The sequence below is a fragment of the Flintibacter porci genome (assembly GCF_041925195.1).
Classification (GTDB): Bacteria; Bacillota; Clostridia; order Oscillospirales; family Oscillospiraceae; genus Lawsonibacter; species Lawsonibacter porci.
In genome coordinates, this window is the sequence record NZ_JBHEVB010000001.1 from 38753 (window position 1) to 56826 (window position 18074).

At 57.3% G+C, this 18074-nt stretch carries 18 protein-coding genes; 10 read left to right on the forward strand and 8 right to left on the reverse strand.

Annotated elements, in window-relative coordinates:
* The first annotated feature begins 7 nt into the window (after positions 1 to 7).
* The 5 genes from ACEVJL_RS00150 to ACEVJL_RS00170 all read left to right on the forward strand — a co-directional run bounded on the left by ACEVJL_RS00150 (position 8) and on the right by ACEVJL_RS00170 (position 5044).
* On the forward strand, positions 8 to 1120 hold the full coding sequence (locus tag ACEVJL_RS00150) for a hypothetical protein (protein WP_278904178.1): 1113 nt from the start codon (positions 8 to 10) through the stop codon (positions 1118 to 1120).
* A gap of 637 nt (positions 1121 to 1757) precedes the next feature.
* Positions 1758 to 2405: a sigma-70 family RNA polymerase sigma factor gene (locus ACEVJL_RS00155; protein WP_374736524.1), complete on the forward strand. Its 648-nt coding sequence runs from the start codon at positions 1758 to 1760 to the stop codon at positions 2403 to 2405.
* On the forward strand, positions 2386 to 2640 hold the full coding sequence (locus tag ACEVJL_RS00160) for a helix-turn-helix domain-containing protein (protein ID WP_021750125.1): 255 nt from the start codon (positions 2386 to 2388) through the stop codon (positions 2638 to 2640). The genes ACEVJL_RS00155 and ACEVJL_RS00160 overlap by 20 nt, the downstream gene beginning before the upstream one ends.
* A gap of 459 nt (positions 2641 to 3099) precedes the next feature.
* Positions 3100 to 3429, forward strand: coding sequence for a hypothetical protein (locus ACEVJL_RS00165; protein ID WP_278904175.1), 330 nt, complete (start codon positions 3100 to 3102; stop codon positions 3427 to 3429).
* Positions 3416 to 5044 carry a recombinase family protein gene (locus ACEVJL_RS00170; protein ID WP_374736525.1) on the forward strand — a complete coding sequence of 543 codons (1629 nt, stop codon included), beginning with the start codon at positions 3416 to 3418 and terminating at the stop codon, positions 5042 to 5044. The genes ACEVJL_RS00165 and ACEVJL_RS00170 overlap by 14 nt, the downstream gene beginning before the upstream one ends.
* On the opposite strand, the gene ACEVJL_RS00175 is transcribed toward ACEVJL_RS00170, so the two are convergent.
* The 5 genes from ACEVJL_RS00175 to udp form a co-directional block, all read right to left on the reverse strand.
* Positions 4998 to 5237, reverse strand: coding sequence for a sporulation sigma factor SigK (locus tag ACEVJL_RS00175; RefSeq protein ID WP_374736527.1), 240 nt, complete (start codon positions 5235 to 5237; stop codon positions 4998 to 5000). The two genes, ACEVJL_RS00170 and ACEVJL_RS00175, sit on opposite strands and share 47 nt — an antisense overlap.
* Before the next feature lie 113 nt (positions 5238 to 5350).
* On the reverse strand, positions 5351 to 5833 hold the full coding sequence (gene bilS, locus ACEVJL_RS00180) for a flavodoxin family protein BilS (RefSeq protein ID WP_374736528.1): 483 nt from the start codon (positions 5831 to 5833) through the stop codon (positions 5351 to 5353).
* Positions 5830 to 6942: a bilirubin reductase gene (gene bilR, locus ACEVJL_RS00185; protein WP_374736530.1), complete on the reverse strand. Its 1113-nt coding sequence runs from the start codon at positions 6940 to 6942 to the stop codon at positions 5830 to 5832. The genes bilS and bilR overlap by 4 nt, the downstream gene beginning before the upstream one ends.
* Positions 6915 to 7352 carry a bilirubin utilization transcriptional regulator BilQ gene (bilQ, locus tag ACEVJL_RS00190; RefSeq protein ID WP_325207159.1) on the reverse strand — a complete coding sequence of 146 codons (438 nt, stop codon included), beginning with the start codon at positions 7350 to 7352 and terminating at the stop codon, positions 6915 to 6917. Before bilQ ends, bilR begins: the two co-directional genes overlap by 28 nt.
* 106 nt (positions 7353 to 7458) lie before the next feature.
* Positions 7459 to 8232: a uridine phosphorylase gene (gene udp, locus ACEVJL_RS00195; protein WP_374736531.1), complete on the reverse strand. Its 774-nt coding sequence runs from the start codon at positions 8230 to 8232 to the stop codon at positions 7459 to 7461.
* A gap of 517 nt (positions 8233 to 8749) precedes the next feature.
* Between udp and thrS the strand changes: the two genes are divergently transcribed.
* From thrS to ACEVJL_RS00215, 4 genes are all read left to right on the forward strand, one after another.
* A complete protein-coding gene (thrS, locus tag ACEVJL_RS00200; RefSeq protein WP_374736532.1) occupies positions 8750 to 10555 on the forward strand; it encodes a threonine--tRNA ligase in 1806 nt (601 codons plus the stop codon).
* Between the two features lie 72 nt (positions 10556 to 10627).
* Positions 10628 to 11599: a LysO family transporter gene (locus ACEVJL_RS00205; protein WP_374736534.1), complete on the forward strand. Its 972-nt coding sequence runs from the start codon at positions 10628 to 10630 to the stop codon at positions 11597 to 11599.
* Between the two features lie 69 nt (positions 11600 to 11668).
* Positions 11669 to 12229, forward strand: coding sequence for an RNA polymerase sigma factor (locus ACEVJL_RS00210; protein WP_235397018.1), 561 nt, complete (start codon positions 11669 to 11671; stop codon positions 12227 to 12229).
* Complete coding sequence (locus tag ACEVJL_RS00215; RefSeq protein ID WP_110441975.1) at positions 12226 to 12732, forward strand: hypothetical protein; 507 nt, start codon at positions 12226 to 12228, stop codon at positions 12730 to 12732. The genes ACEVJL_RS00210 and ACEVJL_RS00215 overlap by 4 nt, the downstream gene beginning before the upstream one ends.
* A gap of 36 nt (positions 12733 to 12768) precedes the next feature.
* On the opposite strand, the gene ACEVJL_RS00220 is transcribed toward ACEVJL_RS00215, so the two are convergent.
* From ACEVJL_RS00220 to ACEVJL_RS00230, 3 genes are all read right to left on the reverse strand, one after another.
* Positions 12769 to 14082 (reverse strand): HlyC/CorC family transporter, encoded by a 1314-nt coding sequence (locus tag ACEVJL_RS00220; RefSeq protein ID WP_110442149.1) that lies wholly within the window; start codon positions 14080 to 14082, stop codon positions 12769 to 12771.
* Positions 14083 to 14258: 176 nt separating this feature from the next.
* Positions 14259 to 16172, reverse strand: coding sequence for a molecular chaperone HtpG (gene htpG, locus ACEVJL_RS00225; protein ID WP_374736537.1), 1914 nt, complete (start codon positions 16170 to 16172; stop codon positions 14259 to 14261).
* A 167-nt stretch (positions 16173 to 16339) separates the two neighbouring features.
* Positions 16340 to 16900, reverse strand: coding sequence for a prolyl-tRNA synthetase associated domain-containing protein (locus ACEVJL_RS00230; protein ID WP_374736539.1), 561 nt, complete (start codon positions 16898 to 16900; stop codon positions 16340 to 16342).
* Positions 16901 to 17025: 125 nt separating this feature from the next.
* Here ACEVJL_RS00230 and ACEVJL_RS00235 point away from each other — a divergent pair, with 125 nt between their 5' ends.
* A complete protein-coding gene (locus ACEVJL_RS00235) occupies positions 17026 to 17943 on the forward strand; it encodes a magnesium transporter CorA family protein (protein WP_374736540.1) in 918 nt (305 codons plus the stop codon).
* Positions 17944 to 18074 lie beyond the last annotated feature (131 nt).

Consider the following 18074-nt stretch of genomic DNA (forward strand, 5'->3'; position numbering starts at 1 on the left):
ACGGACGATGAAGCAGTGTATCCTGCGCCGGTCCCTTCCGGCGCTCCTCTGCCTGACGCTGGCGATGAGCCTGACTGCCTGCGGCAGACAGACCGGGTCACTCCCGGCGGAAGGGGGCGGCAGCACGGCGGGGGCGCTTTCCGGCAGCAAGGGCAATGTGTCTGAACCAAAGGACGATCCAGACGATCCAGAGAAAGCGGAGGCGGGACTTGTCCTGCTGCGGGCGTGTATGGCAGAGGATGACCAGCTGGCCGGCGCGGTGGCCTACCTCGGTCAGCGCGAGCCAAACGACAGATCGTCGATGACGGAGTGGCTGCTCGAAAACAGCGGCGATCTTGTCTCCGAGCTGCCGTTTCTGCTGGAGATCCCGGCGGAGCGCGTACTCGGCGGAGAGAGCGGCAAGCTCTACTGCATCGTCCCCCGGGACGAGAGCACCAGCCTCGCTGTAAATCATGTGACCTGGGAGTCACAGGGCAACGGAGTGTGGCCAGTGGCGGACGAGGTCCTCTATCGGGAAGAATACGCGCAGCCTGTGCTGGTATTCGTGAATTATGAGGAGTGGCCAGATGAGCCGGACACGGAGGTCAACCTTGTGACCAACGACGGCCTGGAGGTGAAATGGTATCCGCTGACCGATGAGTCCGGCTGCCCCGTCGTGCCCACCGGCGTGAACTACGACCCCATGCTGATGGATTTTGGAATTTTTGGCGCTATCACAGGCCTTGACTATCCCGAGGATTGGGAGCCGGCGGGCGACGACTGGTGGCTGCCGCCTACGGATATGGGTCTGGCAGACACCACCTGGGTCTGTGATGACTGGCTGATGAGCCTGCACTACGGCGACTGCGACCCTGACTATGCCGGGATCGCCGAGCTCTACCACCGCTTTGAAGACAATACAGAGCTGACACGGGTCTTTTCCGGCGTGTGGCGCATGGAGGATGACTGCCTGCGGCTGGATCTCTCCGCCGGCGTCGGCAGCTCCCTCAGCGGCAGTTTCCCGATCCTCATCTCTCCCTCCGGCGAGGAGATGCATTTCCAGCGTTCGCGCAGCGGCGAAGGGGTGCCCTTCCTGCCGGACGATATGGACTCCATTGATCTGACACGGAGCTATGGCTAAGCCCCTTTCATTTTTCTGAACACTCGCAGTTTGCCCCACATCTATTCTATCGAGAGACGCTGAAACAAAAATGCTCGTAAGGCAGTGTGAAGTGATCCTCCGGGCATAACGCACAACCAAAGCACCGAAAGGTGCGGCGGCAGGAAAACTGTGCCGCCTGGACATTTAGGAACCGAACGCGGGCTTGGCCGCCTGCTGCTGAAATGTGGTCCCTACTCACCACCTCCCAACAAGTTCAACGAGAAGTAAGGCGGCGATGAGCGTCGGAAATCATGCTCATCACCGCCTTGTTTCATAGTATAGGGAAATGCGGGTTATCCGCTGGAGAGTGAAAGACGGGTGTCGTTGATTATTTCCATGGTGCATTTTCGCTGATACAAAGAAATTCACGCGAAGAGGCAGGGAATCTTTTCTGTCAATCGGAGTTGATTTTCTACATAAGACACAATGGCATTGGAGCCTTTTTCGCTGTCAATGTCGCAACAGAAATCAAAAAGGCAAAAAGGCAAAAACACACAGCTGCGCTGTGTGTTTTTGCCTTTTTGCCTTGTAAGGGACTTCTTTCCTCGCTGCCGGGGACCTCCTCCAGCTTCTGAAATCTGGTTTCCAATTTTTCAGAAATGGAGGAAACGGCAAAATGCCGTACACCCAAGATCATCGTTCAAGCATTGAAACGAACTCTACAGGGGCGGAAAATCCGCCAGAATCCCCCAGCGAGAAAATATTTTTGAAAAATTTCAAAAATATTTCCGAAAACTTTGCCAAAACCGCACCTTCCATTCGGGATAGAAGCGAAAGGGGAAGAAAGCCGGCCTCTCGGTGCATGAGAGGAGGTGAACGACTCTTGGAGCTGACACCATCCCAAAAGAAAACCGTTAGACATCAGTTCGACAGCTTTTGCAGGAAGGTTCTGCGCGAAGAAGCCCGCGATTATGAGCGTCATATCGCGTGGCGTTCCAACCATGAGGTATCCCTTTCGGAGCTGTCAGAGGAGCAGGAGCGCCAAATGTATGTGCTGGACGAGTATCCGTCCGAGCAGACGCATTTTCATGTGCGGGGCTATGATGTGGCAATCGAAAACGAAGATCTTGCCAATGCCCTGACGGTGCTGCCGGATGATAAGCGTGACATTGTTCTGCTTGCGTATTTCCTTGATATGACCGATCAGGAAATTGCGGACAAGCTGGACATGGTACGCCGTACCGTGCAATACAAGCGCACTCAGTCCCTCAAGGAATTGAAAAAAGAAATGGAGGTTACGGAAGATGGCGCGCAATCTGAGTAATGCCGCTGCATCTCTGCTGCCTTACTCGACCATCGAAGCGGCAGCGTCCGGCAATGTGGACGCGATCAATGCTGTGCTGAAGCACTATGAGCGTTATATTGCGGCTCTGGCAACCAGAACCCTGTATGACGAAAACGGTGTTCCGCACCTTTGCCTCGATGAAGAAAAGGTATGCAGGATGCGAACCAAGCTGATTACCAAGATTCTTGACTTCAAGGTAAACAAAACAGCCTAAAAACCCATAGCAGCCCGTGCAGGAGCGTGTCCCCCTTTCCGCGCTTCTGCAACGGGCTATTCGTGCATCCGCGAGGAAAGGTTCTTATCGTCTGATAGGAGCCTTTCCCGGCTGATCCACAGCCAAATATCACACGCGCCTGAAAGCGCGGATATGCTGCACCTCGAAAACTTCATAGGCAACCGGATAACAACCCGAATGAAGCACAGCCCGGCAAATGGTGCGCCATGATCCACACAGAAAGGAAACTTTGGGTGAGCGATACAGCCAGTTTGCAGATGCGAGTGGCACCGCATTTGGCAACGACCTTCATTCGGATAATGATACTCCCGCGTTGAACGCCCTCAAAGCATTGCGCGGCGCACCCATCAGCATGGGCCGGGGTGAGATTCCCGTGGGCTGCTGCCAGCCGCCGTCCGGTTTTGCCAATAACATTTTACAAATGAGGCGAAAAATAACATGAGTATAAGGGCGGCGCTATATTGCCGTGTAGATTGGAGAATTTCTGTTGAAAATAAAACACAAAGAAGAATATCTGCGATGACTGTCCATCATTTTTTCGGCTCATATCCCATAGCATATAAGGGAGGGGGGGCTAAGACAGTGACGGAGGTTGATCGCGAGATTGCTTTGGCTTTATTAAAACGACTATGGAAGCGGGAGTTGATTTCGGAAGAAACGTATGTTTCTGCCAGCAGCTCCCGTTTTTTTGACAAACGGCAATTTACATCTGATACTGAAACCGGCAACAAAATAACTGAGGAGGTCAGTACGGATGGTAACAATTAGATGGCTTCGAGAGCAGATTCGGCAGGGAAAAACCATTTACGATCTGCCGCTCCGGGTTACATTCTACGCGCGTGTTTCTACGGAAAAGGTGGAGCAGCAGGGTAGTTTGGAAAACCAGATTCAATACTACACAGAGTTCATTCAAAAGAACCCGAATTGGACGTATGTTCCTGGCTACATTGATGAAGGTATTTCTGGAACGAGCACTTATAAGCGTGACAGTTTTCTGCGCATGATCGAGGATGCCAAACGTGGGATGTTTGACTTCATTATCACAAAAGAAATCTCCCGTTTTTCCCGCAACACACTGGACAGTATCCAATATACACAAGAGCTGCTGGACAACAATGTGGGTGTACTGTTCCAAAATGATAATATCAACACACTGGACAGCGATAGTGAGTTTCGGCTGATCGTCATGGCTGGTGTGGCACAGGACGAAGTTCGAAAACTATCCGAGCGGTTAAAATTTGGCTTTCGGCAGTCTATCAAGAACGGCCATGTTTTGGGAAATAATCGCTTATGGGGTTACGATAAGAAGGATTGCAAGCTGACAATCATCCCGGAGCAGGCGGAAGCGGTCAAGCTGATTTTTCAGCTTTATGCCACCGGAAACTATGGCCTGCGCAAGCTGTCACAGGAGTTGACTCGCCGTGGATACACAAGCCTTTTGGGAAACAAGTTCAATTCCGTCACCATCGGCCATATTCTGCAAAACCCAAAGTACAAGGGGTGGTACTGCGGTAATAAGACACAATCCTTGGATTATCGGAAGAAAAAAACGGCATTTCTTGATGAAAGCGAGTGGGTAACATACCCAGATCCTAATATCCCGGCGATTGTATCAGAAGAACTCTGGAATCAGGCAAATGAGATATTCAAGAAACGCAGCGCCAGAACGAAAGCCTACGGCGTTGGCTACCAAAGCAAGTATCCATACAGCGGGAAAATCATTTGCGGAAAGCATGGAACCACCTTTCATCGGCAGAGCTTCAAAACCATGGAGGGACACACAGAATACTGGCAGTGCAGGATGTACCGTGAGCATGGAAAAGCTGGATGCGATTTGCCGACGCTCCGAACAAAGGAGCTGGACGCAATTTTGGCAGACCAATTCCAAAAGCTGGTGAAAAATCAAAAACAAATCGTTCGACTTGTGATGGACAGCGTTTCTGGCGTTCAGCAGAAGCGTGATTACTCCGGACAAATCACCCAGTTGAACACACAGATCAGCCAACTGGAGGAAAAAAAGGATAAGCTGCTGGAACTTAGTATCGCCAACGCAATCACAATTCAGGAATTCAAAAAGCGCAACAACCGCTTCAATGAGCAGATTGCGGATATGCAGGAGCAGATGATTTCTTTACAAAAGCTGGAGGAAAATGGCTCAGCTGCGAGTGTTGACTTGTCCGCAATCGAAAAAGCGCTTTGGCAGGAGCTTTCCTTTCAGGATACCATCTCGACGGAGGTTGTTGCGGCGATCCTCGACCATGTGGTGGTCTGCGAGGGCAGCACGAAACAGCGAATTGATTTGGAACTCTATTTAAGGCTGGGGCAGACCGCTTCAGTCACTTTTTCACGGGAGAGATTTGCATTTTGGAACACATCTTCTTGACTATATGAGCCACCAGCCGCAGATTGTGTTCCACCAGAATATTCCGCGCCTCCAGGTCTCCCTGGGCGCACCGCTCCAAATATTTGCGCTCCTCCTCCGCTTTCAGCGGCCGGGGGAAGGAGCCTCCGCCTCCTGACAGCCGCAGGGTAAAAAACAGGCCGTTGAGCACCAGATAGATCACTGGGGAAAGCATAGACAGACACCTCCTGCCCCACTGTATTCCGCCCTGGCCCGTCCCTATGTCCATTTGTCCCAAAAAGCGGCAAAGGAGCCGCCCGAAAATCGGGCGGCTCCTTCTCCTTATATTTATTTCGTCACTGCCTGCTTCAGCCCATCCAAATCCTGCTGGTCGGGATGGCTGAGGGCGCGGTCAAAGTTTTCCAGCATCATGGTACGCCGGGGGCTGTCCTCCATGGCCTCGTAGCGGTCCCGCACCACCTGGGGCATCTTGCCCTGGCACATGTAGGTCCCAACCACCTGCACGCCGGAGGCCAGATTCTCCTTCACCCGGCCCAGGATCTGCTCAAAGTAGGCGGGCGCACCGCCAAACCCGGCCGTGCCGAAGAGAAACACCTTCTGATTGGTCAGGCTTTGGAGAAAGTGGGCCGTCTGCTCGTCGCAGGTACCCTTGTCCGTCCAGAATCCCACATAGATGGTGTTGGCGCCGAGGGCCTCGGCGTGAGGCGCGCCGAAGTAGCTGCACTCCTCCTGGGGCAGCGCCTCCCGGATGGCCTGGGCCAGCAGGGCGGTGTTGCCGGTGCGGCTGCTGTAAACGATGGAATAGCTCATTTCGTTTCCTTCCTTTCATAAATGCAGTGGACACCCTGGTGGGCCATCATGCCTCCCAGGCACTTTTTGTTGCAGCGGACACAGCGGTGGATCTCCCCGGCCCGGCCGGAGCACACCTTGTTGGGCCACTCCGGGTCGGCAGTCAGCTGACGGCTCATGGCGGCACAGTCGATTCGGCCGCTTTTCAGCTGCTCCTCCACAAAGTCGGGATCGGTGAGCCCGCCCACACCGCAGATGGGCAGCTTGGTGAGCTTTCGCACCTGGTCACAGAACTTCAAGAAACAGCCCTCTGCCCCAAATTCCGGATGATTCTTCGGGGGGATGGTGTCGCTGAGTTCTCCGTGGTTGGCCAGAGTCACATGGAAGCTGGTGACCCCCGCCTGCTCCAGCAGGGGGACGAAGACGGGCAGCTCCTCCTCCAGCACGCCGGCGTTTCCGTAGTGGGGGTTCTCCTGACGCACGGCCAGTTTATAGTCAATGGGCACATCGGGCAGGCGGCGGCGGATGGCGGACACCGCCTCTACTGCGAAGCGAGCCCGGTTTTCTGGGCTGCCGCCGTAGCGGTCGGTGCGATGGTTAAAGACGGAGGAGCTGAAGCTGCCGCCCATCCGGTCCCCGTGGACCTGGACCATGTCAAAGCCTGCCTGGATGGCCAGTTCGGCCGCCTTGCCGAAGGCGTCTGTGATCTCCTCCACCTTTTTCTCCGGCAGGCCGGTGATGTAAGGCCCCACCTGCTGGTTCAGCAGAGGCCGCAGTTCCTCCATAGAGATGCGCTTGGTGAGCACACCGGGGATGTATTTGATCATCCCTTTCAGGTTGGAGTCGGACTGGTGGAGCTGGGCGCATAGCTTACACCCATAGGGGTGGACGGCATCTGCCAGACTCTTGTAAAACTCCATCCCCTTCTTGGTATACAGAGAAAGTCCAAAGCCGTGGGGCAGTACCGGAACATCGCCGATGATGATCATGGCGCAGCCTCCGGCGGCAATCTTCTTCATCCGCTCCAGCAGTTCTTCCTGGGGTAGTCCCAAGCTGGTGGGCGCAAAGAGAATACGGTTCTTTAAGGTAAGCCCGCCGTAATTCAGGGGGCTGTTGATGGTCTCATACATGTGGAATTCGCTTCTTTCTTGGTAGCTTTTTCCAAGAGGGCAAAGAGCTGCTCCCGCTCGTTCTCATCCAGGGCGGCCAGTGCCTGCTGGTCCCAGTCGAAAAACACCTGGTGGCTCACCTGGAAGGCCTCTTGCCCCTTGGGGCTCAGGTCCAGGTGGTAGGCCCGGCCCGACTTCTCCCGGGTGAGGAACCCCTCCTCCACCAGCTTGGTCACGGTGCGCTGGGAGTACCCCCAGTCCAGCCCAAGGGCGGCGGTGAGTTCGGCCTGGGTGCAGCCCGGGTGCTTGCCCACATAGATCACCGGAAACAGGGAGCCAAAATTGAGCCCTAGCTTTTGCAGGCGCTGGGTGGTGTAGGCGGTAAAGCCGCGGTGAAAGACGGTGGCGTAGTAGGCCAGAGTCTGGAACATGAAACGGTCAACTCCTTTTCTTGACTTAGTCAAGTATATCACACAACTTGACAAAATCAAGTGTAATTCGAAAATTTTTGGAGCCGCAGCCAGCGGCTCCAAAAAATCACAGCTTCTTATCTTCCTGGATCAGCAGCTTCAGGGCCTCGATCCCCACCTGGATGGCGGCGGAGGTATCGTGGGACTCCTTCTGGTCCAGCCCAGCCTTCTCCCGCTCCTGGTTCCAGATCACATGGAATACCGAGCCGCACCGCACCCCTCGCGCGGCAGCCACGGCAAACAGGGCGGCCGACTCCATCTCGCTGGCCAGCACCCCAAGGCGCTTCCAGGCCTCCCACTTCTGCTCCAGTTCGTAACTGACCGGCATACGGGCAGGAGAGTGCTGTCCATAAAAGGAGTCCTTACACTGGACCACTCCGGCGTGCCAGGGCTTGCCCAAATTCTGAGCCGCCTGGACCAGGGCCTGGGTCACGGTAAAGTCGGGAACGGCGGGCCACTCCATAGGGGCATACTCCCGGCTGGTACCCTCCATGCGCACCGCACCGGTGGCCACCACCACGTCATCGCTCTGGACCTCCAGCTTGATGCCGCCGCAGGTACCCACCCGTACAAAGGTGTGGCAGCCCAGGTTGCACAGCTCCTCCATGGCGATGGCGGCGGAGGGTCCGCCGATACCGGTGGACACCACGCTCACCTTCTCCCCCAGGAGGGTTCCGGTGTAGGTGGTGTACTCCCGGTTGGTCTGAACATGGACTGGGTCATCAAAGTGCCGGGCAATGGCTTCACACCGCCCCGGGTCGCCGGGGAGGATGCAGTAATTACCCACCTGTCCGGGGGCGCACTGGATGTGAAATTGAAGTTCACGGCTTTGTTCATTCATAGAAAAACCTCCTGTGGCGTTTTTGTCCATTATACCCTCTGTTTTCCTGCTATACAAGTTACTTTCCTCTTGACAGCACCTGATATTGGTGATATATTTTCTGCGTAAAATTGGCACAGACGGAGACCAAGCCGCCCTTGCCCCGCCCAGAGAGGAACACAGCTTGCTGAAAGTGTTCTGCGCAGGCCGGCGGCCGCAACCACTCCTGAGCCGCCCGGGAAACAACCGGGACGGGTCCTCCCGTTACAGAGGTCACAAGCGGTTAGATGTCACGCTGCGTCCCTTCCGCAACAGCCAACTGCTCCACACTTCGCCGAACATGCCGCGGGCTGCGCCCGTCCTGTTTTTCGGTCTGCGTGTGTCGCTGTTGTCCTGCTCCCAGGGACTCCGCGCTTCTAACAAGCAGGGTGGAACCGTGGAGCTTTTTTCGCTTCACCCCTGACACAACGCAGGGGTGAGGCGTTTTTTATGTCCTCCGCCCCCGAAAACCAATCAAATTTGTAAGGAGGAACACACCATGTCTGAAGAAGTCAAGAACGAATTTACCTTTGAAAATCCCGAGTACCGCAAGACCTATTGGCACACCTGCTCCCACGTGCTGGCTCAGGCCATGAAGCGCCTGCACCCCGAGGTGAAGCTGGCCATCGGCCCCAGCATTGAGAACGGGTTCTACTATGACTTTGACACCCCCCGCCCCTTCACCCCCGAGGATCTGGCCGCCCTGGAGGCTGAGATGCGCAAGATCTGTAAGGAGAAGCTGAAGCTGGAGCGCTTTGAGCTGCCCCGTGAGGAGGCCATCAAGTTCATGGAGGAGAAGGAGGAGCCCTACAAGGTGGAGCTCATCCAGGACCTGCCTGAGGACGCCCACATCTCCTTCTACAAGCAGGGCGACTTCACCGACCTGTGCGCCGGTCCCCACCTGGACTCCACCGGTCGCATCAAGGGCAACGCCATCAAGCTCACCAGCGCCACCAGCGCCTACTGGCGCGGCGACTCCAACCGCAAGATGCTCCAGCGCATCTACGGCGTGGCCTTCCCCAAGAAGGACGAGCTGGACGAGTACCTGGCCAAGCAGGCCGAGGCTCTGAAGCGTGACCACAACAAGCTGGGCCGTGAGCTGGAGTACTTCACCACCGTGGACGTGATCGGTCAGGGCCTGCCCGTGCTGCTGCCTAAGGGCGCCCGTGTGGTCCAGCTGCTCCAGCGCTGGATCGAGGACACCGAGCAGAAGCGGGGCTACCTGCTGACCAAGACCCCCCTGATGGCCAAGCGGGACCTGTACAAGATCTCCGGCCACTGGGATCACTATCTGGACGGCATGTTCATCCTGGGCGATCCCCACGATGAGACCAAGGAGTGCTTTGCCCTGCGTCCCATGACCTGTCCCTTCCAGTATCAGGTCTATCTCAACCGCCAGCGCTCCTACCGTGAGCTGCCCATGCGTCTGGGCGAGACCTCTACCTTGTTCCGCAATGAGGACTCCGGCGAGATGCACGGCCTGATCCGTGTGCGCCAGTTCACCATCTCTGAGGGCCACCTGATCCTCCGCCCCGACCAGCTGGAGGAGGAGTTCAAGGGCTGCCTGGATCTGGCCAAGTACTGCCTGGGCACCCTGGGCCTGCTGGACAAGTGCACCTTCCGTTTCTCCCAGTGGGATCCCGCCAACCCCAACAACAAGTATGAGGGTACCGCCGAGCAGTGGGAGGAGGCCCAGCGGGTCATGGCTCAGATCCTGAAGGACCTGGACGTGGACTACACCGTGGGCATCGACGAGGCCGCCTTCTACGGTCCCAAGCTGGACATCCAGTACAAGAACGTCTACGGCAAGGAGGACACCCTGGTCACCATCCAGATCGACATGCTCCTGGCTGAGAAGTTCGGCATGTACTATATCGACGAGAACGGCGAGAAGAAGCTGCCCTATATCATCCACCGCACCTCCATGGGCTGCTACGAGCGCACCCTGGCCTACCTCATCGAGGAGTTCGCCGGCGCGCTGCCTGTGTGGATGGCCCCCGAGCAGGTGCGCTTCCTGCCCGTCACCGACCGCGCCTGCGACTACTGCGCCGACCTGGCCCGCCAGCTCTCCGACCTGGGCTACCGGGTGGATGTGGACTACCGCAACGAGAAGATCGGCAAGAAGATCCGCGAGGCCACCATGGAAAAGATCCCCTACATGATCGTAGTGGGCGACCGCGACATGGAGAACAACACCGTGTCCGTGCGTCTGCGCACCGGCGAGGATCTGGGTGCCATGCCTATGGCCGACTTCACCGCCAAGCTCAAGGCTGTGGTGGATTCCAAGTCCCTGGAGCTGAACTAAATCGCTTTTCACATGGCCGGAGGACGGTTCCCGCCCTCCGGCCATTTTTCACATTAAGGAGGTTTTCCCTTCATGCAGCAAATCACCGGCACCCTGGTCAGCTTGGCTACCTATTTGGCTCTGGTGGCTGTGGGCGCCTTTCTGGGGTCCCGCCCTGTACTCCGTTCCCGGACGCTCCCCTGGCTGGGCCGCTTTCAGACCGCCGCCCTGCTTCTGCTCATCTTTACCTTAGGTGCAGAGCTGGGCGCGAACGAGGAGATCGTGGCCTCTCTGGGCGTCATCGGCCTCAACGCCTTCCCCATCACGGCCGCCGCCATGGCGGGCAGCCTGCTGGCTGTACATATCCTGCGCAAGTATATTTTGAAGCTGGACAAACATGGGCAGCCGGCCGGTTCCGCTCAGACCCAGGAGAAACATGGAGAAAAGGTCAAGGTGGACCACACCCTCACCCTGCTCATTGTCTTTACTGTGGCTTTCGGCATGGTTCTGGGCCACTTTGTCCTGCCCGATGCCCTGGCCGTCCACTGCGGTCAGATCATCCAGCTCGGTCTGTACCTGCTGCTGTTCCTGGTAGGACTGGACCTGGGACGTCAGGAGGGCATGCTGTCCAGCGTGCGACAGGCCGGCCTGCGGGTGGTTCTGGTCCCGCTGGCAGTCATGATCGGCACCTTTACGGTGACCGCCTTGGTAGGGCTGCTGCTCCCCCTTGGTCCCAAGGATTGTGTGGCCGCCGCGGCCGGCTTTGGGTGGTACTCCCTGGCCCCCACCCTGCTGGCCCCCTACTCCCTCACCGTATCGGCCACCGCCTTTCTCTCCAACGTCCTGCATGAGCTGTTCGCCATTGTCCTTGCTCCCATGGTAGCTCAGCGATTTGGATATATCGAAACCGTGGCCCTTCCCGGCGCCGCCGCCATGGATACGGTGCTGCCCGTGGTGGTCAGCGCCACCGACCAGCGCATGGCCATCTATTCTTTCACCTCGGGGGTCATCCTCTCTTTGTCGGTCCCCCTGTTTATCCCCGCCATTATCGCCCTGCCCTTCTGAATTTTGCAACCATCCCCTTCCCTTTGCGTCTATATGGATAGAGAACCCATTGGAAGAAAGGAGACCGCCATGGAAGACCAGCAGATCATCCAGTTATATTGGGACCGGCGGGAGCAGGCCATCTGGGAAAGCGATCGGAAGTATGGCGCCTACTGCCGCTCCATCGCCCGGCGCATCCTGGCGGTGGAGGAGGACGCGGAGGAGTGCGTCAATGACACGTGGCTCCACGCCTGGAACGCCATGCCTCCCCAGCGCCCCAGTATTCTCTCCGCCTTTTTCGGGAAACTGGCCCGCAACCTGTCCTTAGACCGCTGGCGGCGCAACCGGGCAGCCAAGCGGGGCGGCAGTCAGGTGGAACTGGCCCTTCACGAACTGGGGGACTGCCTTCCCGCTCCCGGCGGGCCGGAGCAGGCTCTTGACGAGAAGGAGACAGGCCGGGTCATCTCCCAGTTTCTCCGCAGCCAGCCGGAGCTGGACCGGGCTCTGTTCATCCGCCGCTACTGGCATCTGGAGTCCATTGCCGCTCTGGCCCAGAGCTTCCATCTGCGGGAGAGCCAGGTCAAATCCCGGCTGTTCCGCACCCGTCAGCGGCTGAAAGCCGCTCTGGAACAGGAGGGGATCGCAGTATGAACGAGGAATTTCTGCTCCAGGCTGTGGGGCACATCGATGAGGACCTGATCGCTGAGGCGGAGGAATACCGCCCGGCAAAACGTCCCTCCCTGCGCCGTCCCCTGGCTGGACTGGCCGCCTGCTTGGCGGTGGTGTTTGGACTGTACTGGGGGATGAATAACCTGGGCATGGGCAGTGCAAATAGCGGCAGCGGCAGCGCCGCAAGCGGTGAGTCCCAGCAAAATTCCAACTCCGGCATCACTGACAATTCCCAAGGCTCCGGCGGCGATGTTTGCCCGGCCATCTGGGTTGACGGGCAGCTCTACTGGTCCACCGGCCAGGCCATCTCCGGCGAGGTGGAGGAGAGCGCCATTCTGGGCACCACCACCTACACCGACGGCCTGCCCGACGAGGACGGCGAGGCCAATTTCAACCGGGAGGGAACCCTCTACGCCCGCACCGACGAGGGTATCGCGGTGGAGATTGACGGCGAGTGGGTACTCTTCACCCCGGACGGACCATAAAAAAATGTGCAGAGAGGCACCCTCTCTGCACATTTTTTATTTCTCTCGGGACTCTTTGGACTTATTCTCTTTTTCCCGTTTGTCTCTGGACTTGCTCTCTTTTTCCTCCGGCTCCTCCAGGACCCGGACCTGAATCTCCAGCACCCGGCGGTGCTCCACCTGAGTGACGGTGACGTCCAGACCCTCAGCCTGGAAGTGGTCGCCCACCTCGGGTACCCGGCCTACCTGCTCCATGACCCAGCCGGACACGGTGGCCGCGTCGCAGCTGCCCTTTACCTGGAACAGGTCGTACATATCGTCCAGATCGGCGGAGCAGGCGATGAGATAGCTGCCGTCGGGCTGCTTCTGGAAGGTCTCGATGACCTCGTCATGCTCATCCCAGATCTCGCCCACCAGCTCCTCCACGATGTCCTCCAGGGTGGCGATACCCTCGGTGCCGCCGTACTCATCCACCACTACGGCCATGTGGGCCTTGTTCTTCTGGAGGATGCGCAGCAGCTCGGAGATCTTGGTGTTTCCGGTGGTATACAGGACAGGCGCTTTCAGATTGGTCAGGTCCGTCTCGCCGCGATAGCGGGCGGCATAGAAGTCCTTCTCATGGATGACGCCGATGATGTTGTCAATGCTGTCGTGATAAATAGGCAGACGGGAGTAGCCGCTCTCCACAAACAGGGAGGCCGCCTCCTCCATGGTTGCGTCGTCCTCCACCGCCACCAAGTCCACCCGGGGAGTGAGGATCTCGGACACCTCCAGGTCGTTAAACTCGATGGCATTGCGGATGAGATCGCTCTCGTGCTGATCCAGACCGCCCTCGTTCTCCGCCTGGTCTACCATCCCCACCAGTTCTTCTTCGGTAATACCGTCCTCTCCGCTGTTGCGGAACACCAGGGACAGCAGGCGCTTCCACTGGGCAAACAGGAAGTTAAGCGGAGTGAGGATCAGTACGAGCACCCGCAGGAGAGGGGCCGAAAACATGGCAAAGGCCTCCGGGTGTTCCTTGGCCAGGCTCTTGGGGGAAACCTCGCCGAAAATCAGGATCACAATGGTGAGCACCGTAGCGGACACCGTGGGACCCCGCACATCGTCGATGAGCTTGATAAAAAGCACCGCGCCGATGGTGGTGGCCACGTTGTTGACGATGTTGTTGCCGATCAGGATGGTAGACAGAAGCTTGTCATAGTCCTCCGCCAGGTCCAGGGTACGCTGGGCTCTCCGGTCCCCGTTGTCCGCCCGGTTTTTCAGGCGGATGCGGTTGAGAGAGGTAAAGGCCGTCTCGGTGGCGGAAAAATAGGCGGACATCATCACAAGAAAAATCAGGGCGGCAATCATGCCTATACTGGTACTGTCCATGTTGGACACATCAACTCCACTTTCTCAATAAATTTTTTGCGCTGGTTAGTAATGTACTATATCATAGTTTTCCCAGGATTGCAAACAGCATATCCAACGGATTTTCCAGGATTTCTGCCGATTTTCTATCAGAAAACGCGGTGTGCATACCAGCACACCGCGTTTTCGTCCGTTTCTTACACCATCAGGCTGCAAACCAGCTGGGCGTATTCTGCAGGGTCTTCCAGGGGCAGCTCCGCCAGCAGCAGAGCCTGACCGTAGAGCAGCTTGGAGTACTTCTCCACCGTCTCCTTATCGCCCTCGTCCACCGCCTTCTTCAAAGCGGCGTAGGGAGCGGAGTCGGCGTTGAGCTCCAGCACCCGCTCGGCCTTCATGTGCTCGCCGCCCTCCAGCTTGCGCATGTAGCGCTCCATCTCCAGAGAGACAGGGCCGTCAGCGGACAGGCACACCGCGCCGGTCTTGAGGATCTTGGAGATCCGCACCTCCTTGACCTTGTCGCCCAGCACTTCCTTCACGGCCTCCAGCACAGGCTTGCCAGCTTCGGCCTTCTCCTCGGACTCCTTCTTCTCCTCCTCGGTCTGAGGCAGAGCGTCCTCGGCGGTGGCGGACTTGAACTTCTTGCCGTCGATCTCGCCCAGAGCCTGCATGACAAAGTCGTCCACGTCCTCGGTGCAGTAGAGGATCTCATAGCCCTTGTCCAGGATGCGCTCCACCTGAGGCAGCTTGGCGATCTTGTCCACGCTCTCGCCGCAGGCGTAGTAGTAATAGGGCTGATCCTCCGGCATCCGGTCCTTATAGGCGGCCAGGGTGGTGTTCTTGCCCTCCTTGGAGGACCAGAACAGCAGCAGATCCTGGAGCATCTCCTTGTGGGCGCCGTACTCGGCCACCACGCCGTACTTGATCTGGTTGCCGAAGGCGGCCCAGAACTTCTCGTACTTCTCGGGCTCCTCCTTCTGCATCTTCAGCAGCTCGGCCTTGATCTTCTTCTCCAGGGCCTTAGCAATGACGCTGAGCTGACGGGTGTGCTGGAGGACCTCACGGCTGATGTTCAGGGAGAAGTCAGCGGAGTCCACCACACCCTTGACAAAGCGGAAGTAGTCGGGCAGCAGGTCGGCGCACTTGTCCATGATGAGCACGCCGGAGGAGTAGAGCTGCAGACCCTTCTGGTACTCCCGGGTGTAGAAGTCATAGGGGGCCTTCTCGGGGATATAGAGCAGGGCCTTATAGGTCACCGCGCCCTCGGCGCTGGTGTGGATAACGGCCAGGGGGTCCTGCCAGTCCATGAACTTCTCTTTGTAGAAGTTGTTGTACTCCTCGGGCTTGACCTGAGCCTTGGGACGCTGCCACAGAGGCACCATGGAGTTGATGGTCTCCCACTCCTTCACGGTCTCCCACTCGGGCTTATAGTCCTCGCCGGCGTCGGCGGGCTTCTCCTTCTGGCGGTAGTCCTCCACCTCCATGACGATGGGGTAGCGGATGTAATCGGAGTACTTTTTGATCAGCTCCTGTAATTTATAGGTTTCAAGATACTGATCGTAGTTCTCATCTTCCACATTCGCCTTGATGTGCATGATGACATCGGTACCTACGGTGTCCTTCTCACACTCGGTGACGGTATAACCGTCGGCCCCGTCGGACTGCCACATATAAGCCTGGTCACTGCCGTAGGCCTTGGAGATGACGGTGACGTGGTCGGCCACCATAAAGGCGGAGTAGAAGCCCACGCCGAACTGGCCGATGACGTCGATGTCCTCGGGCTTGTCCTCCTTGGCCAGGTCCTGCTTGAACTGGAAGGAGCCGCTCTTGGCGATGGTACCCAGATTGCTCTCCAGGTCCTCCTTGCTCATGCCCACGCCGTTATCAGAGACGGTGAGGGTACGCTTGTCCTTATCGGGGACAATGGTGATTTTCAGCTCGCTGCGGTCCACAGGCACCTGGTCATCGGTGAGAGCCTTGTAGGCCAGCTTATCTTCCGCATCGCTGGCGTTGGAAATGAGCTCCCGCAGGAAGATCTCCTTGTGGGTGTAGATGGAGTTGACCATCAGGTCCAGCAGGCGCTTGGATTCTGCCTTAAACTGTTTCTTTGCCATGATAATTGACGCCTCCATATATGAAAGTAGTTGTAAACAAAAAAATTGTTAGCACTCATTTTCTATGAGTGCTAACAATATGATAGCGCAGTCCCGATCAAATTGCAAGGGAGTTCATAATTTTTTTACACTTTCCCTCTTAGAGTGCCAATAGAGTGCCAATTTTCTTACTTCTCCATAGTGCGGGGATCGGGCAGGTCGATGTAGGTAGGCTCATGCTTTACCGCCTGGACGTAGCGGAGCAGATCCTCCCGCTTGAGGCGGATGGTGGATGTAGAGATACCGGGATGGCCGGAGATATACTCGTCAGCCATCAGGTCCCGGTCGATGACCAGGCGGACCTTGTTCTCCTTGTCAAACAGCAGCTCCAGGGCGGAGACGGAGCCGGGGATGGTGGACAGGTAGTCCCGCATGTGGTTCTCGTCGGCAAAGGAGAGGCGGGAACAGCCCAGCTGAGCGGAGAGAAACTTGGTCTTGAAGGGCTTGTCCCCCGGCATCATCAGCAGGTAGAACTCGGTCTGCTGGCGGTTACAGAGGAACAGATTTTTGCAGATCTTGGCTCCCAGGATGGACTCGATTTTCAGGCAGTCCTCCATGGTGTCGGCGTGGTCGTGATCTACCCGGGCAAATTCAATCCCCAGTTCCTCCAGTTTATCGTAGACGGCCTCCTCCTGGGGGATGCGCTGGTCGGAGGGACGGCCCGTGTGGCAGACAGGGTCAATATACATGGAACACACTCCTTTATCCACATTTTGTCTCATCATAGCACAGAAAAACCCGGCCAGACAAGTCCCACTTGCGGGATTTCTTCCCCGGGATTACAATGAAGAAAACCCATTGGCGGGAGGCTGCTATGAAGATCTATCGTATTGGTCAGACGCTGGCTGCACTGGAACAGATGCCCGAAACCGGTGAAGGTACTCTGGTACTGCTCACCTCAGAGGAGCTGGACAAATGTACCTCTCTGCCGGGACTGGAGGGTACTCTGCATCACACCCCGCTGGCGCGGGACGCCCGAGGCTGCAAGGGTGAGTGGCGGCGGGGCTGTCTGTGCGGAACGGTAACTACGCCCCGGCACACCCGCACCGGAAATCCCATCGCCTTCGGCTATTTGCTCACGGGAACCCAGGTGGTACTGTGCGATGACAGTGGGGCGGCCCACACCCTGGTACAGCGGCTGGTGCGGGAGAAGCGGAACGTACAGAGCAGTGCCGGACGCTTTTTTTGCGAATTTTTCACGCTTTTAATGGCTAAGGACTCCCGCCACCTGGAGAGCCTGGAGGACCGGCTGGTGGAGCTGGAGGAAGGGGTGATGGAGGGCAGCCTGGAGCACTTCAACCACCCCATGAACGACCTGCGCAAAGAGGTACTGGGCTGGATGCGGTACTACGGGCAGCTCAACAACATGTTCCGTGCCCTGGAAGAGGATCCAGACGGGTTGTTCCCCTTGGGTGAGGCCCGACTGCTGCGGCTGCTGGAGCAGCGCACCGGACGGCTGCGGGAAGAGGCCCAGCTGCTGCGGGAGTATTGCCTCCAGGTCCGTGAACTGTTTCAGGCGGAAATCGACATCCGGCAAAACCGGATCATGAAGATCCTCACCATTGTGACCACCATTTTTCTGCCGCTATCCCTGGTGGCCGGTTGGTACGGGATGAACTTTGTGGGCATGCCGGAGCTGGGGTGGAAATACGGTTATCCGGCAGTCATCATCGTGAGCGTACTGGTGGTGCTCATCAGCCTGTGGATCATGAAGAAGAAAAAATTCTGGTAAGAAAAGAGAATGCCGCCTGGGAGCACTGTGCGCTCCCAGGCGGCTGTTTGTCTTTTGTATCTGCTTTTCCCAGGCGTGCTGAGCAGAACCAACGAAGCAAAACGCAGTTTTGCAGGAAGTTCTTTGCTCAG